The sequence below is a fragment of the Sulfurovum sp. NBC37-1 genome, from assembly GCF_000010345.1.
Classification (GTDB): Bacteria; Campylobacterota; Campylobacteria; order Campylobacterales; family Sulfurovaceae; genus Sulfurovum.
Window position 1 is genome coordinate 2,273,119 of the sequence record NC_009663.1, and the last position, 24,973, is coordinate 2,298,091.

Sequence of the window (24,973 nt, forward strand, 5' to 3'; positions counted from 1 at the left end):
ACCCTGCACAGTATTAAAACTTATAACTCAGGTTTGTATAGATATAACGTCCTGGTTCATTCATAAGCATTACTTCACCGCCACCTGAAATAAGTGTCAGGTCCTCATAGGTGTTCGAAACGGCATAAGTTTTGTCAAAGAGGTTATCTACACCTACCGTTACTTCAAAGTGATCCGCAAACGTTTTGCTTCCTTTAAGATTGAGCACGGCATATCCGGGAAGGTACTGCTCACCATTGTCTGCATCATAGTCATCCCATGCACTTGCCGCAACAACTTCGGCGCGCAGCAGATAGTCGCCAGGCTCTTCAAGGTTGATCCCCGCAATCAGTTTCATTGGCGGGATCTCCGGCATATTGGTTCCGGTCTGTCCACTAAGAGGGTTATCCTTTTCACCTTTCTGGAAGGAGAGTGCCCCGTCAACATACAGGTTATCCGTCACGATATAGCTTCCGCTTACTTCAAAACCATACAGTGTCGCATCCATATTCTCAAAACGGTGAATCATTTTATCGGCATTGTAGAAGATGAAATCTCCCAGTTCGCTGTAGAAGAATTTTGCTTTGAGTGTTGCATCTTCAAACTGTGTCTCTCCGCCAATGTCAAATTCCGTATTGGTCACAAGGTCCAGATCAGGAGTTCCAAGTACCTTGCCTTTTTTCTGAAAATAGAGTTCCCGTCCGTCCGGTACTCTTGACGAACGGCCTACGCCTCCAAAGAGTTTTGTCTTTTCATCCATATGGTAGGTTAACAATATATTTCCGTTCAACGCGTTGTAGTCATTACTTTGCAATGTTCCCAGACCGGGTTCTACCGATGTATCGTCATATCTCAAGCCAAGATCGACTTCAAACTTGTCAAAATGTATCTTGTCTTTGGCAAAAAAGGCGATATTTTCCGTATCGACATCAGGGATACTCACCCCTTTATACATATCGTTCTTTCCATAATAGGCACCGTTCCAGTTACGCAGACTGTAATCGATACCCAGCGTCACTTCATGATTGTCAAGATCGAATCTGTTTTTGATCTTGGCTCCCTGCGTGTCAGTAGTCAGCCAGTTCTTCATCAACATCATATTGGATGCTTTTCTGTACTTATTGCTCATAGGATGATCCACGTCTGATTTGTACAGCTGTATATCAAGCTCTTTGGAGTAGCGTCCCAGTTCGTTGAGGACATATTCCGCATTATAGATATTGGAATCATCATACAAGGCATCCATTGGTGTCGTCGGGTAGAGGACATCATCACTTCTGTTGCCCGTATAGCTCAGTTTCAGCTGCTGGTTATCCGTAATATCCCAGTACATCTTTGCCAGAACAGTCTTCTTTGTAAAAGCATCCATATCACGATATTGAGGCAGGAGTGCTTGCCCTTTCAACTTTTTGTCATGGACCGGATTGCCGTTCAGGTTATCGGCGATATAGTTATCCATCTGCTGGGCAAAATTATTACCGTCGCCATCTTCATACTGACCTCCGCGTTCGCCCGAAGCACTCAGAAGGAATCTGATACGATCCGTACCGCCGCTGATCATGGCCGAAGCTTTTTTGTAATCCCAACTACCGAAATTCAAAGCTGCATCACCATGAAGCTCTTTGGTAGGCTTGAGCGTTTCTACATCCACGTTTGCGCTCAATGCACCAAAACTCTCTACATCAAAAGGACCGTCATCTATAGCGATATAGTCAATGTTGTTTGCCAGGACATGTGAAATAGGAGGGTCCATCCTGTTCGGACAGGCACCGTAGATCTTTGCGCCATCTATTGTAACATTGATATTGTCCTTCTTCTGTCCACGGACAATAATATCGTTTGCGATCCCACTTCTTCGTACCAACGTCACAGAGGATGACTGCTTCATCAAAGCTTCGGCCACATCGGCTGACCTGATATCCTCCCCATGTACATCTTTGACCACTTCCGTATCGACCTTTGCTTCCACGTCGATCGTGCCAAGCTCTACTTCTGCTGCATACAGCGACATGGCACACACCAAAGAGAGATAGATTCCCTTTTTCATCGTAACTCCTCCAAAATTGTTTTGGGTATTGTGGCATGCTTCTGTTAATTATGTGTTAATTTTATCTTTTTTATAAGGAAAGTAATGAAATTTGCTATCTTAGCTGATACCGAAGCGTCAAATTGACCGTTTTGGGAAGAGAAAAGGGAACATTTTTCGTAGAGATGGGAAATGCCTTTTTCACCGCCTTGCGTGCCGAGCTGTGAAAGACTTTGGGACCGCTGACCAAAATGTTCCCTACATGACCGTTGGGAAGTATGGTAAAATGCACTTTAACCGACCCCTGCATGCCTCTGCGTTTGGCAATACGCGGGTAACTTTTGTTCCGGTTGATCCGTTGTCTCACCGTAGCCAGAAAACGGTTTTTCTCTGAGGCACTGGCATGTCCGCTTCCCCGGCGTTTTACTCCTACCCTGCTGCTTTGTGCCGTACGTGTTCTGATCTTTTTTTTCTTGACTTTTTTCTTCTTTTTGATCTCTTTCTTTTTTGGCTTTGGCTTTTTTACTTCAGGTACAGGAAGTACTTTGGGTTTGACAGGTTCCGGGATGACCTTTTCAACCACCGGCTCCTCTTTAACAATCGGTTCAGGCTCTGGTTCGGGTTCAGGCTCCGGTTCTTCTTCTACAACCGATTCTTCTTCCACCTCCTGGGTTTCGGGAACCACTTCGGGAACGAATTCGCTCAGGCAGAGCTGGATGGCACTGTCCTGCGCTGCCTGATCTGCAATAATATAGGTACGTATCAGGTAGAAGTACCCCCCGAAAAGCAGGGCGTAGAGAAGTGTGGTAATGATGAAGGATACCAGATTGCGATGTTTGACCACTACTTCCCTTTTGTATAAAAATGTTGAAGTGTATCAAAGATATATTAAATATGTGTTAATCTGAATCAATAGCAAAAAAACCTATGCCAGATAGATCACCTCTTCAGGCTCCACGATATGTGCTTTGGCATGCAGTTCATTCTCAAGTACAGAGCGCAGGATCACCTCTTTGTCCTCTTCTCCATGCACAAGATAAATACGCTTAAGATCTTCGATCTGCGATATCCATTTGACAATGCCTTTCTGGTCCGCATGGGCGGAGAATCCGTTAATGGTATGAATACTCGCCTTGATGAGGATATCTTCATTGTAGATCTTCACCCATCGTGCTCCGTCAACGATATGTCTTCCCAAAGTACCGACGGCCTGATAGCCGACAAAAATAACGGCATTCTTCTTGTTCCATAAACGGTTTTTGAAATGATGCAGTATTCTGCCGCCGTTGCACATACCGCTGCCCGCGATGATGATCGCACGGGTATCCATGTCGTTGATGGCTTTGGAAGCTTCTACATCAAGGGTATAGACAAGGTTCTCAAAATCGAAGATCGTTCCATCTTCTTTCTTGATCTCCTGACACTCGGAACTCAACAGTTCGGAATAGTTCCTGTACACTTCCGTTGCACGGGTCGCCATAGGGCTGTCGACAAATATTTTGCACTGCGGCAACTCTTTTCTCCTGTGCATCTGCTTCAGGATGCAGAGAAGTTCCTGTGTCCGTTCCACGGCGAATGAGGGGATGATGACATTTCCCCAGTCTTTCATGGTCTTGATGATCACGCTTTTGAATTCCGTAACAGTATCTTCTACACCTTGGTGGTCACGGTCGCCGTAGGTGGACTCTACATACAGATAGTCGGCATGAGTACACGGAGCAAGGTCTTTCATGACGATCTCGGTATCGTTGCCTATATCTCCGGAGAAGACTATTGTATGGTCCACGCCGTTCTCTTTATAACGTATTTCAATGAAAGCGGCCCCGAGAATATGGCCGGCATCCCGGTAGGTGATCTCTATACCATCCTCCAGAGTGAAAGACTTGTCATATTCCGGATAGTGCCAGCCAAACTCGAACACATCTTCCACATCTGCTTCTGCGTATAAGGGTTCCATGACACCCTCTTCTTTTCCCTGCCGCTGGGCCTTTTTGTATTTGGTGTTAAAATCTTCCTTCATGATCTTGGCACTGTCAAGCAGAATGATCTCGGCAAGGTCATGTGTCGCGTGGGTCGCATAGATCTTTCCGGTAAATCCCTCCTTTACCAACTTCGGTATGCGCCCAACATGGTCCAGATGGGCATGGGTGACCAACAGATAGTCCACTTCGGAAGGATTAAAATCAAAAGGACCGTAGTTACGCTCCTCTTCCTGCCCCTGGAACATCCCGCAATCCACAAGAATTTGAGGACCTCCGTCTATCGTAAACAGGTGACAGGAGCCGGTCACCACTTCCGCTGCACCGTAGGAGACGACTGTAGCCATGAAGGTTCCTTTCAATTAGATTAGATTCTCATTCTACTCTTTCTTATTTTACACTATGCTTTTATGGCACGACTTGGCTTTGGCATATATTTATCCAAATCAGTGGTATAATAAAACATTTCAGAAACAAGGCTAAATAATGAGCAGTGAGATAGTAGGGCAATTTTTATTGTTGTTGGCACTGCTTTTCGGACTGACCTATATTTTGGCCGGTTTTATGGAACGTTTGCGGATCCCGGGTATATTGGCTGCACTTTTTGTCGCCATGGGTGCACACTATACCCCGATCGGTGATTTGCTTTCCCATGGTATCTTCAATGAGATCTTTACCCTGCTTGCCGAACTGGGCGTACTTTTTTTGCTTTTCTTTATCGGTCTGCAGATCGATATGCAGGAGATGCGTTCGCAAAGTAAAAACATCATAATAGCCACGGTATTGAACACCATCATCCCTTTTGGACTGGGTATAGCAGTGATGCGCTACCTGGGGTATGACTGGATGGTATCTTTTGTGGTGGGATTGACCCGTATGCCCACAGCCGAAGCGGTGATAGTACCCATACTGGATGAATTCAATCTTATCAGAACCAAGGTTGGCAACTATATTGTAGGTGCGGGTGTCCTTGATGATGTGATAGAAGTCTTCCTTATCGCTTTTGTTTCTCTGTGGATTGGCGATAAAAGCGGGTTGGTCCCAAATGATTCCACTGCGATAATCGACCTTGTACTCAATATTATCATCTTTATTGCTGCTGCCTGGGTGGTACACAAATGGATCCTTCTTCCTCTCTCTCATTGGTTAAAGATACGGGTTGCCAATCTCATTTTATTAATGATCATCGTTCTTTTTGTTTTTGGTGGGTTTGCAGAACGAACGGATCTTGGTCTGGTTGTAGGTGCCATTGTGGCAGGTATGCTCATGCGTCCGGTCTTTACTATGGCAGGGGATGTAGGCATTCAGGCCACCAAGGCAGTGCGAGCCGTGAGCTACGGCTTTTTTGGCATTGTCTTTTTCTTATGGATAGGTATGAGTGTTGATCTCAGCGGTATGATTAAAGCACCTGAACTTGCAATCCTGCTCTTTCTGGCTGCCTTCGTAGGTAAGATCATCGGTATTTTTCTCATGGTCCCCATGGGACAGCTTAACAGCAAAGAAGCATGGACGATCGGTATCGGACTGAACGCCCGGCTTACTACCGAGATCATCGTGGCAAAACTTTTACTCGATGCACAGTTGATAGACATCCAGCTCTTTACTGCACTGGTAGCGGCTTCTTCTGTCTCTACGATCGTAGTACCGCTTCTTTTCTCTCTGTTGGTTTCGTTCTGGAAAGAAACGCTGATGCAGTCTGCTGTATCCAAAACAAAAAAGAAAAAAATAGAAAAACCTGAAAAAGAACAAATACCGTGGTATGCCCAAAAGTTCGACACGGTATACAAGACCCTGGGTACTGATCCGCAAAAAGGTCTAAGCAAAGATGAAATAGTTCAGCGTCAGGCACACTATGGTCCAAACCGTATCCGTTCAGTACACAAAGAAAAATGGTACTGGATACTCTTCAGACAGTTTACGGATGTTCTGATCATCATCCTGCTTATTGCCGCGGCAATTTCCTTTGCCATAGGAGAAGTAGGTGATGCCGTCACTATCATGATCATTGTTATTTTGAATGGTATTCTCGGATTCATACAGGAGTATAAAGCTGAAAAAGCCATAGAAGCACTCCAAAAAATGCTTTCCCTGCGCTGTAAGGTTTTGAGAGACGGAGAGAAAAAGGAGATCGATTCAACCAAACTGGTCCCCGGTGATATCGTTTTTCTCGAAATCGGAGATAAAATACCGGCAGATCTCCGGCTCATTGAGGCAGTCAACCTCAAAGTAGACGAGTCCGCGCTGACCGGAGAGTCCGTTGCTTCTTTGAAAAACACAAAAGCTGTACCTCAAAAGAGTGCATTGGGGGAACGGAGCTCCATGGCATGGATGGGCACCAATGTGGTCAATGGCTATGCCAAAGGCATCGTCGTTGCTACGGGTATGCAAACTGAATTCGGGAAGATCGCAAAAATGACCAGTGAGGTGGGCAGCACACAGACACCTTTACAGAAAAAACTGGCGGTTTTGGGTAAAAAACTCGGGATCTTCTCTGTTGCCATCGCAGCGTTTGTCGCCATCATCGGATACCTTCTGGGCAAAGATATGATGGAAATGTTTCTGACGGGCATCTCTCTCGCCGTAGCGGTCGTACCTGAAGGTCTGCCGGCAGTTGTGACCATTACACTGGCACTCGGTGTCAAAGCGATGGTCCGCCAAAAAGCCCTGCTTCGCCGTTTGCAGGCAGCTGAAGCACTGGGTAGTGCCAACGTCATCTGTACTGATAAAACAGGCACACTCACACAAAACCAGATGACCGTACAAAAAGTATGGCTTTTTAGCGGTGAAATAGATGTAACAGGAAGCGGATATGATCCAAAAGGCCACTTTGAAAAAGATAAGAAAAAGGTGGATTACAAAAAGAGACAGGATCTGATTGAACTGCTCAAAACCGGGCTTGTCTGTACCCATGCCGGGCTGACCAAGGAAAAGGATGAATGGAAGATCACCGGTGAACCCACAGAAGCATCATTGATCGTTGCAGCCTATAAAGCCTGGCTGACGCCGGAAGTGGACGAAAAGATCACCACAGAGTTCTCTTTCAATTCTCAGAGAAAACGCATGAGTGTCATCGTTCAGGAAAAAGGCAAAAATATCGCCTATATCAAAGGAGCACCCGAAGTACTCCTGGAACGTTCAAACTACTATTTCGACGGGGAAAAAGTACAAGCGCTTGATGCACAGAAGAAAAAAGCCTTCGAGGATGCCTACAGCCAACTGGCACGAAACGGCCTGCGTACACTCGCACTGGCAAAACGTGTATTGCCTAAAGGGATCAAACTCGATGCCGATGCGGTGGAGAACGATTTGGTTCTCCTGGGAGTCGTCGGCATCATCGATCCGCCAAGACCCGAAGTACATCATGCCATACAAACAGCCAGAACGGCAGGTATCAATGTAGTGATGATCACCGGAGATGCACCACTTACTGCCATGGCGATCGCAAAAGAGGTAGGTTTGGATGCCAAGCATGGTATTACAGGCAGCCAACTGGATACGCTTGATGATGACGCTTTGAAAAATGCGATACATGAAGGAGCGATTTTTGCCAGAACTACCCCGGCAGACAAAATACGAATTGTCAAAATACTGCAGGATGAAGGCCTGGTTACGGCCATGACCGGTGACGGGGTCAATGATGCACCCGCACTTAAAAAAGCCGATATCGGTATTGCCATGGGAATGAGAGGAACAGATGTCGCCAAAGGTGCAGCAGACATGATACTGCTTGATGACAATTTCGCCTCCATCATCAATGCAGTCAGAGAAGGACGCAGGCAATATGATAACATCAAGAAATTTGTCACCTATCTGCTCTCATCGAATATCGGAGAGGTCATAGCGATCTTTGTCAATATCCTTCTGGGAGGACCGCTGATCCTCCTGCCTGTGCAGATCTTATGGATGAACCTGGTCACGGACGGGATGACCGCTGTGGCATTGGGCATGGAAAAAGCTGAAAAAGGTACCATGCATCGTCTGCCAAGGGCCAGCAGTGAATCTTTCCTCCAATACAGAGGAATTCTCATGATCATACTGTTGGGCGGATATATCGGTGGTGCTACACTATGGATATTCCATCATTATCTCAGTTCCGGCCTGCCTGAAGCACAGGCCATCGGGCTGGCACAGACCGCTGCTTTCACAGCTATCATCATTTTGGAGAAAATGAATGTATTCAACTACCGTTCTCTGCATGCCCCTATCTACACTATGGGCTTTTTCAGCAATATCTGGCTGATCGCTGCATGGCTGGTGACCGTTTCTTTGCAGGTAGCAGCCGTTTATGTACCATTTCTGCAGGATGCCCTGCATACCGTTCCGCTTGGCTGGAAAGACTGGCTTCTGATCTTTGAGATCTCCCTGCCGATCTTTGTCGTGACCGAACTTTACAAAACAGTAGAATGGTTCTTGTTAAAATCCAAAAACGCACATACAGAGAAAGAAGGAGCCTGATCTATGGACTACATACTGGTAAAATCTCTATTGATCGCAGTTTTGCTCGGCTTTGCCATAGGACTTCAGCGTACGATGTCCCATCTCTACAGTAACGATGTCGGATTCGCCGCAGGTTCACGTACATTTGCACTGATATCACTTCTGGGATTTATGTCAGGATGGATGTACCAATTTGCCCCTTCCCTTATAGTGGTCGTCTCTGCCTCTATAGCAGGTATCATCATACTTTCGTATTATATGAAGAACATCCATTACAAGAAAATGGGGATGACCTCCCAGATCGCCGCGATCATCACCTACTTGCTTGGGCTGATGACCTATTTCCATCTGGAGCAATATGCTATTTTCATCGGGGTTATGATGATCGTCCTGCTTGACATCAAACCAAGACTGCAGAGAATAGAAAAGAACATCACTCCCACAGATCTGAATGCCAGTATCCTGCTACTTGCTATGACCTTTTTGATCCTTCCCATCCTGCCCGATGAGATGATCGGCCCCTATAAGCTCTTCAATCCCTACAAAACATGGCTCATGGCCGTTATCATTGCAGCGATCTCCTTTGTGGGCTACATTGCTATCAAGATCCTTGGGAACAAGCAGGGCGTACTGCTTACAGGGCTTTTCGGCGGGCTTATCTCTTCTACTGCTGTTTCAATCTCCCTCTCAAAGATGTATACAGCGCAAAAAGAGTATCTGAACAATTATGCGGCAGGTATTGCCATCGCCTGTACCCTGATGTATCTGCGTGTACTTTTTGAAGCACTGGTAATTAATATGGAAGTTGCCTGGCATTTGCTCCTGCCTTACACTCTGGCTGCCTTGAGCGGTTTCGCCTATGTCTATATCGTCTATAAACAGGCTACCCAAACAGCACCGGGTATACAGAACGAAATACTAAATAAGAATCCCCTGCAGCTCAGTGAAGCCATCAAATTCGGTATACTTTTCGGAGTCATCTATGGTGCCATTACCATAGTCAAACAAGGATATGGAGATATCGGTGTTTACATTGTCTCTTCCTTTTCGGGCATTACCGATGTCGATGCCATTACCCTTTCACTCTCACAGCTTGAAGCCGACAATAAACTGCCTATACTGACTGCCGTCAACGGGATCATTATCGCTTCTGTCGTCAACACTTATGTCAAGCTGGGGATCGTTTTCTGGATGGGTGGCAGAAAGTTGGGCATCAGAGTATTATGGTTCGTCCTGATCACCACAGGCATGATAGGGGCAGGCGTCTGGATAAACATCCTCCTGCCGTTCATAACCTGACAAAAAGTTCAATGTGAACTGTTTTTCGGCTCGGAGGCCTCTTCCGCCTGTGTGACATACTTTTTGCGTATATCGAACTGCAAACTGGTCAGGTAACCGACCAGCACCACACTGACACCCGTAGCCACCAGAATGTTGTAATCAAAGGTCAGTTCGAGGGCAAGCACCACTGCTGTCAACGGCAGTTTCATCACCACCCCCATAAAGACCGCAGAACCCACTGCTGCAAAAAAGAATGGCTCAAAAGGAAAATGGGAATAAAAGGTAATGATCTCACCGTAACCGTATCCGACCAGTGCTCCAATGCTCATCAGCGGCAGGAAGAGCCCACCTACAGCATTGGCATATAAAGCGACCGTTGTCCCGATAATACGCAAAATGATAATCAGAAATATAAAATAGACTGAGATCGATTCCTTATTATTGATAAGGTGCATCACTATCTCTTTCCCCGAAAATCCTGCATGCGGTTCGATGAGCAGCACCGTTCCTACAACGCTGCCGCCTATCAGAGAGAACACCATATTTCTCATTGTACGGAACTTCTTAAAGATCTCAAGGTCTATGATATGCAGAAGTCGTTTTTTCATAAAAAGGTAGAGATAGACAAAGAATGTGATGAATGGGATGAAGATCAGGATCGGCATGACATAATAGTAATCAAATTCTTTGCCCAGGGAACTGTGAAATGAGATGGAGTCCAAAAATTTCACTGAGATTGAAAAAGCGACCACTGAACTCAGAATCACATATCCTATATACTGTTTGATAAACTGGTAGGCGATATTCTCTATGGAAAAGACGATTCCCGTAAGCGGAGAAACGAAGATCGCGGCGATACCGCTGCTCGCTCCCACACTGATCATCATCTTGACCAGCATTGTCGGAAGATTGAACAGACGGTGTATCTGATAGGCCACCATCGCTCCCATACCTGCAGACGGGCCCTCCGTACCCACGGCATATCCACTGGAAACCGAAAGCGTGGATGCAATAACCTTGAGAAAAAGTGTTTTGACATTGATAATCAACTTGTTCTGACTCACAGAATCAGCGATCTCCGTCAAACCATATTCGCGGATGTAATTGTCTTTGGAGATCAAATAATTGACAATAAAGATCGCTACGGTCGGTACTACATAAAGATACCAGGTAGGTAATACAGGGATCGTTTCAAAAGGGTCCCCCATGAACAGCAGCCGTGTTGTAAATGCAATCAGCATTTCATAAAAGGTAATGAAAAATCCACTGATAACACCCGTCAACAATGTTGCGATTATCAGTTTGGCAATCATGCTCTTACTCTATCCTCTTGTTCTGCATAGTTCATTATATACTTTTTTGAATAAAAAGCTCTCAAGTTCAGACATGAACCCGACCGAGATCAAGCAATACTCTGGTCCCTTCGCCTTTTTTCGATCTGATCTGTATCTCTATTTCTTCATCGTCACAGTAGGCTTTGACCAGGGCCAAGCCGATCCCCTTACCTTCTTTTTTTCTGTCACTCTGATAGTAACGTTCATACACCTTCAGAAGTTCGGCCTCATCCATTCCCACACCTTCATCGCCGATCGTAAGCACATCTCCATCGAGTACCACAGAAATCAGGGATGTTTTATCCGAATACTTCATCGCATTCATCAGCAGATTATCTATCATCTTCTCAAAGCCAATCCTGTCGACCCTGATCATCATCTCATCGACATCAAGATGAAAACTGTTGCGTCCGAATGATTCAAATGCCTCTATGCGTTCATGAAGTAAATGATACAGATTCACGTCCTCTTTTTCTATAGGATGGATCTCTTTTTGAATACTGTAGACCAACTCTTCATACAGTCGTTCCAGTCTATCGGAGGATGCTTCAATACGCTCCAGTCGTTTGAGGGACCTCTCTTCCTTCTGTAAATGTTTTTTCAGCATAGATACATTGGCTTTAATAGTCGCGACAGGGATATTCAGTTCATGCAGTATCTCCGAACTTAGATGCGAAAGGTTGGCATCAAGTTCCGCTTTGGGTGCCAGAACATGAGAGGAGATAATATAGCCCCATCCCCCGGCAAGAATAAGCACAAGCAGTACCGCCATAAGAAAATTCACTTCGGAAAAACCCTCATTCTTTAAAAACCAATAGACAAAACTCAAAAGTATCGCCACACTGGAAAAATAGCCAAGAGCTGCAAGCAGAATCTGTTTTTTATGGTTCGATATCTTCACGTTTCCCTACTCTGCCCACCGGTAACCTACACCACGGATGTTGACAATATTCTCGGGGAAATATTTTTTCAACTGCGTGATATAGACCCGAAGCGCACCGTCACTGGCACTCTGCCCCGCTGCCCAGAGTCTGCCCTTGATCTCATCACTGCTGACCACTTCGCCTTTAGCCTGTATCAGCAGCAGCAGCAGTTCGATCGCTTTTTTTGTCACATCAAGTGTTTCCCCGTCCAGATAGAGTGTCTTGGCAGCCGTATCGAGACTGTATTCGCCTATAATTATTCGCTCCTGACGGATCTGACGACGCAGTACAGCCTGTATGCGAAGCATCAGTTCATCCAGGTCGATCGGCTTTTTCATATAGTCATCCGCCCCTTTTTCAAAGCCTTCCGAAAGAGAAGCTTTGTCCTCTCTGGATGTCAGGAAGATCGTCGGCGTGGTATCGCCGCTCTGACGCAGTTTCTGCAAGAGGTCAAAACCGTTCTCATAGGGAAGATTGACGTCGAAAAGATAAAGATCGAAGACCTGTTTGTAGCTCATCTCCAATGCAGAATAAGGGTCCATGGCTGTCTCTACTGCATATCCCTCTTCTTCCAGAAAATCTTCCAGAGTCTCGTTAAAAAGCTGATCATCTTCCAGTACAAGTATACATACCAACTGTTTTTCCTTTATGTTTACAATGGTTTCTAAAAATATTTTCACCCGATACGACAAAGGAATACGCTACCCATGGAATGGACGCTTGCGTTTGTGACTGCCAGAGTATTGGATGAAAAACACACCACACTTATGGATGATTATACCTCAAAACTGTATAATTTTGAACAATGAAATACAGAAGGTACACTTTTGAAACAGAAACATTCATTTTTCAAACACAGTGAAGGCAAGATACTGATCATAGGACTGGGACTTTTAGGACTTTTTGTTTTGCTGATCTTCTTGAGTGCCCTCTTTTTTCCCCGGACCGTACAGCCTCTTTTAAGTATCACGGCAACCAATCTCATTTTTGGAAGAATGGCAGGCCTCTCCATAGGTATTTCAGCACAGATGGATACCCTATTATTGATATTCTTCAACTTTTTCATTGAGTCGATCATGGTCCTGATACTTTATCCCTTGTTTGTACAGAGCTGGAACAAACTTGAAATCATTACCTACAAACCCCTCCATAACTTTTTTGAACGTTCACAGAAAACAGTAAAGAAGTACCAGCCCTATATCAAAAAATACGGTATCCCCGGGCTGATAATCTTCGTGCTCAGCCCGATCGCCATGACGGGGCCGGTCGTAGGCAGTTTTATAGGTTATATCATCGGGTTCAGCCACCGTAAAACACTGACGACCATTCTTTCGGCAACCCTTATAGCCATTATACTATGGGTCTACCTCATCGGTCATTTCAAAGATTTTCTTGTCACGTACAGTCATATCATCTCTATTGGGTTCCTGACAGTGGCTATTTTAATGGGAGTGTGGTATTTGATGAAGAGGTATGTGTTAAAATAGGTTCATGTAAATGCCGTCAGATTATACCAGCCTACGCGGGTCGCTTTGCTCCACCACTTCGGTTCCGACACTAAAAACGTGAAGCAGTTCACGTTTTCTTAACGCGTCTCACATATACATCCCGCCGTTGACTTTTAGGGTTTCTCCTGTAATGTAGGAAGCATGGTCAGAGAGCAGGAAAGCGACTGCTTCGGCTACTTCTTTCGGTTCACCGAATCTTCCCATCGGGATCTTTGCGGTAAAAGCGTCTTTCACCTCATCTTTAAGCACATCGGTCATCTCCGTTGCGATGAATCCCGGAGTGACTGTATTGTAACGAATGTTCCTTGGCGCGGCTTCTATGGCAAAACTCTTCGTCATTGCGATCGTTCCGCCTTTGCTTGCCGCATAATTGGTCTGCCCGGCATTGCCTGTCTCACCTACGATGGAAGCGATGTTCACGACTGAGCCAAAACGCTTTTTCCCCATCACCTTGACCGCTTCACGGCAGCCGATGAAGGTCGATTTGAGATTGGCCTCTATGACCGACATGAAATCTTCCGTTTTCATACGCATTGCCAGTTTATCATTGGTGATCCCCGCATTATTCACAAGATAGGAGAGTTCTCCATCCGCAGTAACGATCGACTTGATCGCAGCGACGAATGCCTCTTCGTCACTCACATCAAAACCGATCACTTCGGCCTTGCCTCCGGCAGCCTCTATAGCAGCCTTTACTGCATTGGCCTCAGCCTCGCCGCTTCTGTAGTTCACCCATACCTTGAGGCCCATCTGGGCCAGTGTCTTTGCTATCTGCGCACCGATCCCGCGGCTTGCACCTGTTACCAGTACATTATTTCCCGAAAATTTCATTCTTGTCCTTTCTTAATTTTGGAAGTGAAAACTTTACCAGAGTGTATCCTGTGGATGGTTTCACTCATTATTTTAGTGAGGCTGAAGCTTTCTCGTCCCTGTTTATTTGTCACATTCAAAAAGTTTATTCTTGATATCCTCGAATATCTTGTAATCCTCTTCGCTGATATCATCCGAATAGATAATATGGTTCAACTGTTCAAGCAGGTGAAACTTCGAGAGCTTGTCATCGCAAAGCGCCTGATTGATGATCTCTATATGCCTGTCAAGGTCATACTCTTCATCTTTTATTTTGTAAAGAAATGCTTTTGCCTCTTCGGGAGAACAGTCAAAATCCTGCCCCATGATCTTGCAAAAAAGCGGTGCTTCTTTCTCAATATCCCGATGATCCACTTTGATAATATGCGCCAGCAGTGTCCCTACGGATTCTTTTATTTTCTTTTCCATTTTGATACCTTTAAGCTATGATGTCACAAAGTAATTAATGAACTCTTCTTATCATTGTACCAAAATATTATTGCGCTATGCAATCAGCGGTTCATCCATCTCTTCAGGAATGTCCAGTCCCATCAGTTTCAGCACCGTAGGCGCGATATTGTTTAAACCTCCGCCTTCCTTGACCTTATCCACACCATCTGCAAGTATGAAACACCATACTTCACCTACCGTATGGTTGGTCAGAACGTGCCCTTCAATATCACACATCTCTTCACAGTTACCGTGGTCACTGGTCAACACGACAGCATATCCGTCCTCTTTGGCTTTTTCAATGATCTTTCCAAGTTCACTGTCCACCGCTTCGACTGCCTGCCGTGCCGCATCGTAATTGCCCGTATGCCCGACCATGTCACCGTTGGCAAAATTCACCACAATGAATTCATAAGCCTCATCCATAGCTTTCCGGACCGCTTCACCGACCTGAGGTGCAGACATTTCCGGTTTCATGTCGTAAGTCTTGACATCCGGACTGGGAATGAGCACACGGCTCTCCCCTATCATCGGTTCTTCTATACCGCCATTCAAAAAGAAAGTGACATGGGCATACTTTTCTGTCTCTGCCGTATGCAGCTGTCTCAAGCCAGCCCTCGATATCACTTCTGCCAAAGTATTTTTCGGTGCCTCTTTGGGGAAAAGTACCGGATAAGGGAAAGAGGCATCATACTGTGTCATCGTTGCAATATGCAGGGGGATGAACTTACGATCGAAAGTATCGAAGTTCGGATCTCCCAGGGCAGTTGTTATCTCACGCACTCTATCGGAACGGAAGTTGGTCACGATGACTGCATCTCCTTCCTTCATCCCCTCATACCCCTCAAAGGCTACAGGCTCAATGAACTCATCCGTTTCATTCCTCGCATAACTCTCATCGACATAGGATTCAGGGCTCATTGTCGTTTTTGGAGTCGCTTCCGCAATGGCACAATACCCTTTTTCTACCCGCTCCCAGCGATTGTCCCTGTCCATAGTGTAAAAACGTCCACCTATCGTAGCAATGGAGATATCTTCATCGCAGATCGCTTCAATCTGTTCAATATAGCGCTTTGCAGACGTCGGACTTACATCCCTACCGTCCGTAATGAGGTGCAGGAAAACTCTTTTGCCTCTGTGTTTTGCCAGTTTGGCAAAACCGATCGTATGCTCGATATGAGAATGCACCCCACCGTCACTCAACAGTCCAATCAGATGTACACGGTCACTCGTTTCAAGTATCTCTTTAAGTGCCTGGTTCTCCTCGATGCTACCGTCTTCCAGTGCCAGTGATATCTTGACAAGATCCTGATACAGGACCCGTCCGGACCCGATCGTCATATGTCCCACTTCAGAGTTCCCCATCTGTCCCTCAGGCAATCCGACACTCAGACCATGTGTCGATATCAGAGCATACGGTGCCGTTTTGAAAAGCCTGTCATAGGTAGGCTTTTTGGCTCCCTCGAATGCATTGCAGCCTCCCTGTGGTTTATACCCGATACCGTCTGTGATGATCAACACTGTTTTCTGTAGTTCCATGACTGTCTCTTTTTTATTGAAATAATAGTAAAATAAGCTTGTTTAAACCTAAAAATGAAAGTCGCCTATGCTCTATGAATTGAACAATCTGCTCCACATGCACCTTTTTGGCTATATCTCAGTACGTGCCGGTCTTGCTTTTCTTCTGGCATTTCTGCTTGTCCTGATTCTCATGCCCAAATATCTCGCCTGGGCTATTTCCAAAAATGCCAACCAGCCCATCAGCAAATATGTAGCAGCCCATGCCGGGAAAAGTAAAACCCCTACTATGGGAGGTGCTGTTTTCATTACCGCCACGGTCATTTCCGCATTCATCGTGATCGATCTGGAAAACATTTATGTATGGATAGGACTTTTTACCCTGATCGGTTTCGGACTGGTAGGCTTCAAAGACGACATCGGGAAGATCCTCTCCGGTGACAATCTTGAGGGGCTAACGCCCCGCGGGAAAATGGGTCTTCAGATCGTTATTGCCCTTATTTCTACAGGTCTGCTGATTTACTCCGGTTTCCCTACCGAATTCTACGTACCCTTCGTCAAAACACCGCTTTTTGACATGGGCTATTTCGCGATCCCTTTCTGGATACTGATGTTCCTTGCTGTTACCAACGCGGTGAACCTCACCGACGGACTTGACGGGCTGGCTACAGTGCCATCCATCATCTCTCTCGTCTCCCTCGGGGTCATTGTCTACATTACCGGTCACGCCATCATCAGCCACTACCTCCTCATGCCCCATATCAAAGGCGTAGGGGAGGTTCTTGTGCTTACTACGGCACTTGCCGGCGCATTGATGGGTTTTTTGTGGTACAACTGCTACCCTGCGGAGATATTCATGGGCGACACAGGAAGCCTCTCTATCGGCGGATTCCTCGCATACCTCGCCATCCTGGGCAAAAGTGAAGTACTTCTGATCCTCATCGGTTTCGTTTTCGTCATGGAAACCCTTTCTGTCATTCTACAGGTCGGAAGCTACAAACTACGAAAAAAACGCATTTTTTTGATGGCACCGCTGCACCATCACTTCGAACTTAAAGAATGGGCAGAGAACAAGATCATCGTCCGCTTCTGGATGATTGCCTTCATCACCAACCTACTCGCGCTCATAACGCTGAAGATCAGATAATATGAAACCCACTCTATTCGGATACGGTCTTACCACAAAGGCGATCGCCAGAAAACTTGGCGGTGGTTGTACTTTCTTCGATGACAAGACAAATGAACCTTACACGGATGAAATGGGAAACCATATCTATCCTTCATCCATGTTCGATCCGGATAAAAGCGAACTTGAAGTCACCACACCAAGCCTCAAACCGGATCATCCGCTTATCCAAAAAGCGAAACATCTATTGAGCGAATACGACTACTTCCTTTCTCCTGTAGGGTGCTGTCCCCCGACGGCACCGGGAACCCCAAGCTGTGATACTGCTGCTGTGAGGACACAGCACCCTACGTATACCAAACCGTTCACCGTTTGGATCTCCGGCACAAACGGAAAGACCACCACCACACAGATGCTCACCCACTTGCTGGAACACAGGGGAGCGGTGAGCGGTGGTAACATCGGTACACCGTTGGCAGACCTGGACACAGAGGCACCTGTCTGGGTACTGGAGACAAGCTCTTATACCCTTCACCATACAAGGACCGCTTCACCCAACATCTACTTGCTGCTTCCCATCACTCCGGATCATCTTGACTGGCACGGTACGGCAGAAGCCTATGCAGCTGACAAGCTCAGACCCCTGCTCACCATGAGAGAGGGAGAGCTTGCGCTTGTACACAAAGGTCTGAATTTGCCCGAGACCGATGCTTTCGTGGTCGAATATGACTCCATCGACTTTCTTTCAGACTATTTCAATATCAATCCAGCCCGCATCAACTTCAAAGCAGCTTTCCTCGAAGATGCCATGCTGGCATTGGCGATCACACGGATTCTCTTTGATGAGGTCGATTATGACCGTATCAACACTTTCAAAATGGACCTCAACAGGCAGCAGGAAATTCATGATGCAAAAGGAAGACTCTGGGTAAATGACTCCAAAGCCACCAATGTCGATGCTGCCATCCAGGCCATCAGGGCTTATGACGATCATCATATCCATCTCATCGCCGGCGGGGATGACAAAGGTGTCGACCTGCATCCTTTTTTCGATGCCATGTCACAAGTTTCCCTTACATTATATACCATTGGAACAAACAGTGACAGACTGCTTTCTCTTGCCAACGAATATAACATTGAAGCAGCAGAGTCGAAAACACTTGAAAATGCTGTCACCAATATTGACAAAAAGATGGACGCAAATGATGTTGGACTGCTCTCTCCCGCCGCTGCAAGTTTTGACCAGTTCAAAAATTATGCCCAAAGAGGAGAAATTTTTATAAACTTGGTAAAAAAGTTAAGTAAAGATTAAAACTAAACCGTTATAATTTCAGCCACTTACCAAAACAGTCAGTGGCTCCGTAGCTCAGTTGGTAGAGCAATGGATTGAAAATCCATGTGTCGGCGGTTCGATTCCGTCCGGCGCCACCATCCGATCACTTTCCAATTCACAAATCTTCAAAACATATATTTAGATGATGACTTATAGATATGTTTGCATTCTGTCACCCTATAAACTGAAGCACTTACATAATACTTCATTATCAGTCTCTTATCTTCAGGTAATACCGTTTAAAAATTGTTTACAATTCTTAAGAAAAGAGGTATTTTTTTTAAAAAAAATTTTAAAATATTTTTTAAAATTACGGAAAGCACGTATTTCAGGGCAATATAGATGATTAATAACTCCATTAACTTTTTATTAATTAACTTGACATTTATAAATATATTGTGCTATAATTCGTTTGTATTCAAAAAATCAAGGAGATTACAATGAAAAAAGCATTATTACTTTCAGTAGTGGCTTCAGTAGCAGTTATGGCGGGTGGCGATATCGCTCCAGCACCAGTAGTAGAGGAAACTTCCAACTGGGATTGGAGTGGAACAGCGAAGGTTTATTACCAAACAATGGATCATGAGAATTATTGGTTCAATGCAGGAGGAGCTGCTAAAGTTGTAGGACCATCTGGTGATATGTTCGACAGATATACATCTGCAGCAGATGCCGGTATCCAACTCAGAGTAAACAACAAAGATGTTATTGCCGGTATCGGTTTTGGTGCAGAACTTACAGGTCTTTCAACTCTTAACCTTGTAAACTTCGGTGTCGTTACTGCAAGTATGCAGAGTGCTGCAGATGGTGATGTTACAGGTAACCCCGGTGATCCTGACAATATGCTTAGCAGTGCATGGGTAAGCCAGGCTTACTTAACATACGGGTTTGGAAATACTTCATTCAAGCTTGGTCGCCAAGAACTTCCTAAGTCTCTTTCACCATTTGCTTTCTCTGAAGGTTGGAATGTCTTCAAAAACACATTTGAAGCAGCATTGGTAGTCAACACTGACCTTCCGAACACAACATTGGTAGGTGCATATGTAAACAGAGCCAACGGTTCACTTAGCTGGGCAGGTTCCATCGTAGCAATCACAGCTTACACAGGTGCTAACCATGGTGCAGGTGATCTTTCTGACTGGAGAAATGTTGGTGACAACGGTACATACATGCTGACTGCCCAGAACAAATCTATCGAAGGTTTGACTGCGACAGGTACATTCTATTATGCTCCTGGATTTGCAAAAAATGGTGTAATCAGTACAAATAATTCTTATATGTCAGGTGTAGGTTATGCACTGGCTGGTGCTTCAATTAACAACGGTAACGATTCTGATGCAATGGTACTTTGGGGTGATCTTGCATATAAAAATTCTGACTTCCCTATAGAAGGTGCTATTCAAGGTGGTTTTATCGATGCAGACAATACTCTTGACATCGATAAAACAACTGCATTTGGTGGAAAACTTGCTGGACACTTCGGTGATTTCACAGTAGGTGCGGCCTACACAACTGTAGATATTGATGATGATATCGCTGTATTGACAGTAAATAACTTCGGTACAGGTGTTAAATCTCCACTTTATACTCAGATGGTACTTAACCAAATCTTTATTGATGGCCATTTTGGTGATTCTGACACATGGCAAGTTAAAGGTTCTTACAAGGGTCTAGGTGGTAAATTCATAGCTGCTTATGGAAGTTCAAGTTGTGACTTTAAAGCTAATGACTATAATGAGCTAGATCTTATCTATGCAACAAAATTCAACACTGCATATGGTGACATTGGTCTTAAAGCAATGTGGATCAATCAAGACTTTGATGGTTTCACTGTAAACAAAGTTGAAAGTGATGACACAAACAACGTTCTTCGTTTGATCGCTTCTTACGACTTCTAAGAATCACTTCTTAACGTTGTACTTTCAGAGTTCAGGCAGCCTACAGTGGTACTCACGTACAACACTTACGGTTCCGAGCCTAAAGAGTCAAAGTGGTTTGACTCTTTTTACGGCTCTCACCTGGCTCTATCCTCCCTTTCTATTTTTTTCTTCATTTATATTTTTCCAACCTTATAACAGAAACCATATTTAGCTATAATGCTGCAAAAGTTTAAATTTACACTATAGAGAATTCATTATGTCAAATACTATAAGAATTAAAATTCAATGCAGGGAGGCACTAAATGCCGAGTCGTAAAAAACTACACCTTATCAGCCTCGGCTGCACCAAGAACCTCGTCGACAGCGAAGTGATGCTCGGGCGTCTCAAAGAGTATGAGATCACCGATGACAATACGGAAGCCGATGTCATCATCGTCAATACCTGCGGGTTCATCGATGCGGCCAAAGAAGAGAGCATCAACACGGTGCTCAACCTGCATGACGAACGAAAAGAAGACTCCATTCTTGTTATGAGCGGCTGCCTCTCCGAGCGCTACAAAGAAGAACTTCAGCAGGATATGCCCGAGATCGATATTTTCACTGGTGTGGGTGATTACGAGAAGATTGATGAGCTCATCGCTTCCAAGCAGAGTACATTCTCTCCGGAAGTCTACCTGGCGACTGAGACATCGGGAAGGGTCATTACCGGGTCGAACTACCATGCCTATATCAAAATCGCTGAAGGATGCAACCAGGCATGCTCTTTCTGCGCCATTCCGAGCTTCAAGGGCAAACTGCACTCGCGTTCACTTTCTTCCATCGAGAAAGAGGTACGCATGCTGGCAGAGCAGGGCTACTACGACTTTTCTTTCATCTCCCAGGACTCTTCTAGCTACGGGAGAGATATGGACCTCAAAGACGGGCTTATCGACCTCATCAAAGTAGTCGAAGCCATTGAGGGTGTACGATCGGCACGCATTCTGTATCTCTATCCAAGTACAACAACTTTTGAACTCATAGACACCATTGCTGACTCCAAGATCTTCCAGACCTATTACGACATGCCCATTCAGCACATCGACGATGCCGTTCTTAAAACTATGAAACGCGGTTTCGGGGAACAAAAGACCATCGAACTTCTTGAACACATGAAAAGCAAACCTAACGCTTTCCTAAGGACTTCTGTCATTGCCGGGCACCCGGGAGAGAGCCAGAGGAGCTTTGAAAAGCTCTGCAGCTTCATGGAGGAGTTCGGTTTCGACCGATTCAACACTTTCCACTACTCCAACGAAGAGACAACGACTGCCTACCAGATGGAACAGATCCCTCAGGATATCATCAACGAGAGAGCTGAGATACTTGGGGAGATCGCGGAAAGATCTACACTCAGATCGCTTGAAAAGATGGTAGGAAAAACAGTAGAACTCGTCATAGACGGAGAAAGTGATGAACACGAATACCTCCTGAGTGCAAGGCCCCTGCAGTGGGCAGTGGACATCGACGGAGAGATCCTCATCAATGATACATCCGATCTTCCTGTGAAGTATGGAAAAGTATATGAAGCAAAAGTGACGGAACTTGTTGGGATGCAGCTTTTGGCAACTTTGATTAAGGAATGCTAACACACGCAGTGTGATGCGTGTTCTTGTCCTTCCGAACACCCTTGGAAGCAAAGCGATTTGAGAGGAAGGACGCTTTTTTTGTTTCGTTTTTTCTAAACAAATGAAGAGAATAGCAATGCCACAGTTTGGCTAAAAGGTATTTTTAAATGACATTAGATACAAAAAATCTCAAAAATAAAAAGAATCTCCTAGCCTTCTCTGCCGGAGTCGACTCCTCAGCCCTGTTTTTTCTACTCATAGAAAACAACATCAGATTCGACATCGCTATTGTAGACTACAACATCAGAGAACAGAGTAAAAACGAGTTAGCCCATGCCAAAGCGTTGGCAAAAGAACATAAACTCTTCTGTCATACCATTCAAGCACCTATGTTTGATACACACTTTGAAAGCAAAGCACGAAAATTCCGTTATAAATTCTTTGAGTCACTCATTCAGACAGAGGGATATGACAACCTCATCACTGCCCATCAGCTTAATGACCAGCTTGAATGGCTGCTGATGCGCCTGACTAAAGGAGCAGGGGTTTCTGAGCTTATAGGGCTGGAACCTGTAACACATAGAGAGAATTATACTTTAGTCAGACCTCTCCTTGAGTACAGCAAAGATGAACTGCTTATTTATCTGAAAGAAAATAATCACCCCTATTTCATCGATGAGAGCAATATTGATGTAAAGTATGAGCGTAATCTTTTTAGAAAACAATTTTCTGATCCTCTTATAGCAAAGTATAAAGAGGGGATCAAACGCAGCTTTGATTACTTGAGAAAAGATAAAAAATCTCTTGAAAAAGATTTTGAAACAATTTTCACAGAAAAAAAGTTAAAAATCATCAAACTGCATACCATCTCTGCAAAAATCAAGGCAGCCGATCTTTCTTTAAAAGAGCTAGGCTATCTTCTTTCTGCAGCACAACGCCAGGAAATAGCTAAAGAGCAAACCCTCGTCATAGGAGGAGAGTGGGTGGTAGAAATACAAGATGATCTGCTTTATATCGCTCCCTACAGAACAGATAGTATGCCAAAAGAGTTTAAAGAGCAATGCCGTATACTGAAAGTACCGCAAAAGATCAGAGCTTACCTTTTCAAAGAGAATATACACATTCAAGATCTCCCGTAGGGTGGTGCATTTTGCCCACCATGTAAGAAAATATGCAAACGATCACATTCTTTCCGAAAGGACCGGAATATATGATTTTGCCTTTCGGCGGACCATTCATTTTATACAAATTTGTTCTTGTGGTGGGCATAAATGCGCCACCCTACAGATTTTTATCTGCCAACGGATGCGCACTCATGTACTCCTGCATCTTCTTGACAGAACCAAGTTTGGTATAGACCTGTGTAGTAGCCATCGTCTCATGACCAAGCAGTTCACTGACATCTGCAATACGTGCACCATGGTTGAGCAGGTGCGTGGCAAAGGAATGACGCAGCTGATGGGGCGTGACTTTCAGTCCTTCTTTTTTAAACAGTTTTGTCAGTTTGTATCGCAGCTGCGCGGCATTCATCGGAGCATTCCCTTTTTCAAAGAGATACCTTTTGGGGCCATTCTGATCCATATATACACCGATCAGCTTTTGCAAAGATTTCATCAGAGGCAGTTCCCTTACTTTATTGCCTTTTCCGTGTATCTGTATCCATTCGCCTTTGATATCTTCAAGTTTCAGCCCGCTGAGTTCGGAGATCCTCAACCCCAGACCGTAAAGCATACTGATAAGCAGTTTTTCTTCCACATTGGCTTTGGCCAACACTTCCTCTATATACTGTTCTTCAATGGGCTTTGGGAGGCTCTGGGGTACTTTAATGGACTCATCTGCTATAAGTTTTACCGGGATATTGCACTGGTCTTCAAGATATTTGACAAAGGAGCGCACAGCTGAAAGTTTTTTGACGATGGTCTTTTTACTGTTTTTAACAATATTAAAGCGAAAAGGGGTGATGTCAAGAACACTTATGCCGTCCTCTTCGTAAAAATGGCTCACTCCGCTCATCTGGCGCAGTGCGATCTCATAGGTCGTTACAGATACTTCCGAATAACCGCGTACATCAAGAAGATAATCAAGAAACGTTTCAATATATTCTTTCAGTTTCTCGTTATTCATTATATAATTGTATGCTCCAGCATTCTCTCGGAAAGATAGGCTTTTGCTTCTTCGAAGTCCATTCCTTCCAAGCTGACGCTCTGCAGATAGAAATCAACTTTTGAAAAAGGTTTGGGAATGACGAATCTATCCCAGCTTTTCAGCTGCCAGTAATTCTCTGCCGTGAAATTCATAATAAAGATCGGCAGACCGCTTTTAAGTGCAATACCCACTGCACCATCACTCATTGAATGTCTTGGACCGCGTGGTCCGTCAGGGGTTATCAGCACTTCTTCACCTGCTTTGATACTTTTAAACGCTTGCAAAAGTACCTGTCTCGCGCCTTTTTTGGTAGAACCTCTCAGGGGTCTTATGTGAAAGAGTTTCAGTGTCCCTGCGATCAGGGAACCGTCGAAATGGGAAGAGATAATAGCCGAGGCAGGCCGTGTCTTATGGATCTTTCTATACGCCTGCGGACTCATAAAAAGTTCTCCGTGCCAGCAGACACAGACATGCTGTTCTTCACCGACAAGAGAGATGAAGTGGAATTTTTTGGAGGTGCTGAACCAGATGATCCGCATCAATACATAAAGAAGAGGAGGAAGAATGACCTTCGCCACAGTTCTGAAGAAATGTTTCATTATAT

The 24,973-nt window shown here is 44.9% G+C and carries 19 protein-coding genes and 1 tRNA gene; 9 read left to right on the top strand and 11 right to left on the bottom strand.

The genetic code is table 11. From position 1 onward, the window contains the following. Positions 1-13: 13 nt before the first annotated feature. The 3 genes from SUN_RS11305 to SUN_RS11315 form a co-directional block, all read right to left on the bottom strand. On the bottom strand, positions 14-2,026 hold the full coding sequence (locus tag SUN_RS11305) for a TonB-dependent receptor (protein ID WP_012083950.1): 2,013 nt from the start codon (positions 2,024-2,026) through the stop codon (positions 14-16). A 94-nt stretch (positions 2,027-2,120) separates the two neighbouring features. Beyond that, positions 2,121-2,849: an energy transducer TonB gene (locus tag SUN_RS11310; protein WP_012083951.1), complete on the bottom strand. Its 729-nt coding sequence runs from the start codon at positions 2,847-2,849 to the stop codon at positions 2,121-2,123. A gap of 81 nt (positions 2,850-2,930) precedes the next feature. Continuing rightward, on the bottom strand, positions 2,931-4,331 hold the full coding sequence (locus tag SUN_RS11315; protein ID WP_012083952.1) for an MBL fold metallo-hydrolase RNA specificity domain-containing protein: 1,401 nt from the start codon (positions 4,329-4,331) through the stop codon (positions 2,931-2,933). Between the two features lie 139 nt (positions 4,332-4,470). On the opposite strand from SUN_RS11315, the gene SUN_RS11320 reads away from it, so the two are divergent. Together SUN_RS11320 and SUN_RS11325 are read left to right on the top strand one after the other, a co-directional pair. Beyond that, positions 4,471-8,439: an HAD-IC family P-type ATPase gene (locus SUN_RS11320; RefSeq protein ID WP_012083953.1), complete on the top strand. Its 3,969-nt coding sequence runs from the start codon at positions 4,471-4,473 to the stop codon at positions 8,437-8,439. Between the two features lie 3 nt (positions 8,440-8,442). Continuing rightward, positions 8,443-9,720 (top strand): MgtC/SapB family protein, encoded by a 1,278-nt coding sequence (locus SUN_RS11325; RefSeq protein ID WP_012083954.1) that lies wholly within the window; start codon positions 8,443-8,445, stop codon positions 9,718-9,720. 8 nt (positions 9,721-9,728) lie between these two features. Here the strand turns inward: SUN_RS11325 and SUN_RS11330 are convergent, their stop codons facing one another. The 3 genes from SUN_RS11330 to SUN_RS11340 all read right to left on the bottom strand — a co-directional run bounded on the left by SUN_RS11330 (position 9,729) and on the right by SUN_RS11340 (position 12,594). Next, positions 9,729-11,015, bottom strand: coding sequence for a chloride channel protein (locus SUN_RS11330; RefSeq protein ID WP_012083956.1), 1,287 nt, complete (start codon positions 11,013-11,015; stop codon positions 9,729-9,731). Between the two features lie 67 nt (positions 11,016-11,082). Further along, positions 11,083-11,937 carry a sensor histidine kinase gene (locus SUN_RS11335; protein ID WP_012083957.1) on the bottom strand — a complete coding sequence of 285 codons (855 nt, stop codon included), beginning with the start codon at positions 11,935-11,937 and terminating at the stop codon, positions 11,083-11,085. Between the two features lie 6 nt (positions 11,938-11,943). Then, complete coding sequence (locus SUN_RS11340; RefSeq protein ID WP_012083959.1) at positions 11,944-12,594, bottom strand: response regulator transcription factor; 651 nt, start codon at positions 12,592-12,594, stop codon at positions 11,944-11,946. A 192-nt stretch (positions 12,595-12,786) separates the two neighbouring features. Here SUN_RS11340 and SUN_RS11345 point away from each other — a divergent pair, with 192 nt between their 5' ends. After that, complete coding sequence (locus tag SUN_RS11345; protein WP_012083961.1) at positions 12,787-13,446, top strand: COG2426 family protein; 660 nt, start codon at positions 12,787-12,789, stop codon at positions 13,444-13,446. A 108-nt stretch (positions 13,447-13,554) separates the two neighbouring features. Here the strand turns inward: SUN_RS11345 and fabG are convergent, their stop codons facing one another. The 3 genes from fabG to gpmI form a co-directional block, all read right to left on the bottom strand. Beyond that, on the bottom strand, positions 13,555-14,298 hold the full coding sequence (gene fabG / locus SUN_RS11350; protein ID WP_012083962.1) for a 3-oxoacyl-ACP reductase FabG: 744 nt from the start codon (positions 14,296-14,298) through the stop codon (positions 13,555-13,557). Between the two features lie 102 nt (positions 14,299-14,400). Then, on the bottom strand, positions 14,401-14,745 hold the full coding sequence (locus tag SUN_RS11355) for a TerB family tellurite resistance protein (protein ID WP_012083963.1): 345 nt from the start codon (positions 14,743-14,745) through the stop codon (positions 14,401-14,403). A 75-nt stretch (positions 14,746-14,820) separates the two neighbouring features. After that, positions 14,821-16,305: a 2,3-bisphosphoglycerate-independent phosphoglycerate mutase gene (gene gpmI / locus SUN_RS11360; protein WP_012083964.1), complete on the bottom strand. Its 1,485-nt coding sequence runs from the start codon at positions 16,303-16,305 to the stop codon at positions 14,821-14,823. Positions 16,306-16,372: 67 nt separating this feature from the next. On the opposite strand from gpmI, the gene mraY reads away from it, so the two are divergent. The 6 genes from mraY (at position 16,373) to tilS (ending at position 23,363) form a co-directional block, all read left to right on the top strand. After that, positions 16,373-17,431 carry a phospho-N-acetylmuramoyl-pentapeptide-transferase gene (gene mraY, locus SUN_RS11365; protein ID WP_012083965.1) on the top strand — a complete coding sequence of 353 codons (1,059 nt, stop codon included), beginning with the start codon at positions 16,373-16,375 and terminating at the stop codon, positions 17,429-17,431. A gap of 1 nt (position 17,432) precedes the next feature. Continuing rightward, positions 17,433-18,722 carry a UDP-N-acetylmuramoyl-L-alanine--D-glutamate ligase gene (gene murD, locus SUN_RS11370; RefSeq protein ID WP_012083966.1) on the top strand — a complete coding sequence of 430 codons (1,290 nt, stop codon included), beginning with the start codon at positions 17,433-17,435 and terminating at the stop codon, positions 18,720-18,722. 43 nt (positions 18,723-18,765) lie between these two features. Next, a tRNA-Phe gene (locus tag SUN_RS11375) sits at positions 18,766-18,841 on the top strand. Positions 18,842-19,183: 342 nt separating this feature from the next. Beyond that, positions 19,184-20,641, top strand: coding sequence for a hypothetical protein (locus SUN_RS11380; protein WP_012083967.1), 1,458 nt, complete (start codon positions 19,184-19,186; stop codon positions 20,639-20,641). A 284-nt stretch (positions 20,642-20,925) separates the two neighbouring features. Next, positions 20,926-22,245, top strand: a complete 1,320-nt coding sequence (gene rimO / locus SUN_RS11385; protein ID WP_012083968.1) for a 30S ribosomal protein S12 methylthiotransferase RimO — start codon at positions 20,926-20,928, stop codon at positions 22,243-22,245. Between the two features lie 146 nt (positions 22,246-22,391). Then, positions 22,392-23,363: a tRNA lysidine(34) synthetase TilS gene (gene tilS / locus SUN_RS11390; protein ID WP_012083969.1), complete on the top strand. Its 972-nt coding sequence runs from the start codon at positions 22,392-22,394 to the stop codon at positions 23,361-23,363. A gap of 142 nt (positions 23,364-23,505) precedes the next feature. On the opposite strand, the gene SUN_RS11395 is transcribed toward tilS, so the two are convergent. Continuing rightward, positions 23,506-24,348: a tyrosine-type recombinase/integrase gene (locus SUN_RS11395; protein ID WP_012083970.1), complete on the bottom strand. Its 843-nt coding sequence runs from the start codon at positions 24,346-24,348 to the stop codon at positions 23,506-23,508. Then, on the bottom strand, positions 24,348-24,968 hold the full coding sequence (locus SUN_RS11400; RefSeq protein ID WP_012083971.1) for a lysophospholipid acyltransferase family protein: 621 nt from the start codon (positions 24,966-24,968) through the stop codon (positions 24,348-24,350). The genes SUN_RS11395 and SUN_RS11400 overlap by 1 nt, the downstream gene beginning before the upstream one ends. Between the last annotated feature and the right edge of the window lie 5 nt (positions 24,969-24,973).

What these genes read in the sequence shown, in the direction of transcription:
- SUN_RS11380 (WP_012083967.1), top strand. Translation starts at nt 19,184, where the DNA reads ATGAAAAAAGCATTATTACTTTCAGTAGTGGCTTCAGTAGCAGTTATG.
- SUN_RS11395 (WP_012083970.1), bottom strand. Translation starts at nt 24,348, where the DNA reads ATGAATAACGAGAAACTGAAAGAATATATTGAAACGTTTCTTGATTAT.
- SUN_RS11355 (WP_012083963.1), bottom strand. Translation starts at nt 14,745, where the DNA reads ATGGAAAAGAAAATAAAAGAATCCGTAGGGACACTGCTGGCGCATATT.
- mraY (WP_012083965.1), top strand. Translation starts at nt 16,373, where the DNA reads ATGCTCTATGAATTGAACAATCTGCTCCACATGCACCTTTTTGGCTAT.
- murD (WP_012083966.1), top strand. Translation starts at nt 17,433, where the DNA reads ATGAAACCCACTCTATTCGGATACGGTCTTACCACAAAGGCGATCGCC.
- SUN_RS11305 (WP_012083950.1), bottom strand. Translation starts at nt 2,026, where the DNA reads ATGAAAAAGGGAATCTATCTCTCTTTGGTGTGTGCCATGTCGCTGTAT.
- rimO (WP_012083968.1), top strand. Translation starts at nt 20,926, where the DNA reads ATGCCGAGTCGTAAAAAACTACACCTTATCAGCCTCGGCTGCACCAAG.
- SUN_RS11400 (WP_012083971.1), bottom strand. Translation starts at nt 24,968, where the DNA reads ATGAAACATTTCTTCAGAACTGTGGCGAAGGTCATTCTTCCTCCTCTT.
- SUN_RS11330 (WP_012083956.1), bottom strand. Translation starts at nt 11,015, where the DNA reads ATGATTGCCAAACTGATAATCGCAACATTGTTGACGGGTGTTATCAGT.
- tilS (WP_012083969.1), top strand. Translation starts at nt 22,392, where the DNA reads ATGACATTAGATACAAAAAATCTCAAAAATAAAAAGAATCTCCTAGCC.
- SUN_RS11315 (WP_012083952.1), bottom strand. Translation starts at nt 4,331, where the DNA reads ATGGCTACAGTCGTCTCCTACGGTGCAGCGGAAGTGGTGACCGGCTCC.
- fabG (WP_012083962.1), bottom strand. Translation starts at nt 14,298, where the DNA reads ATGAAATTTTCGGGAAATAATGTACTGGTAACAGGTGCAAGCCGCGGG.
- SUN_RS11325 (WP_012083954.1), top strand. Translation starts at nt 8,443, where the DNA reads ATGGACTACATACTGGTAAAATCTCTATTGATCGCAGTTTTGCTCGGC.
- gpmI (WP_012083964.1), bottom strand. Translation starts at nt 16,305, where the DNA reads ATGGAACTACAGAAAACAGTGTTGATCATCACAGACGGTATCGGGTAT.
- SUN_RS11320 (WP_012083953.1), top strand. Translation starts at nt 4,471, where the DNA reads ATGAGCAGTGAGATAGTAGGGCAATTTTTATTGTTGTTGGCACTGCTT.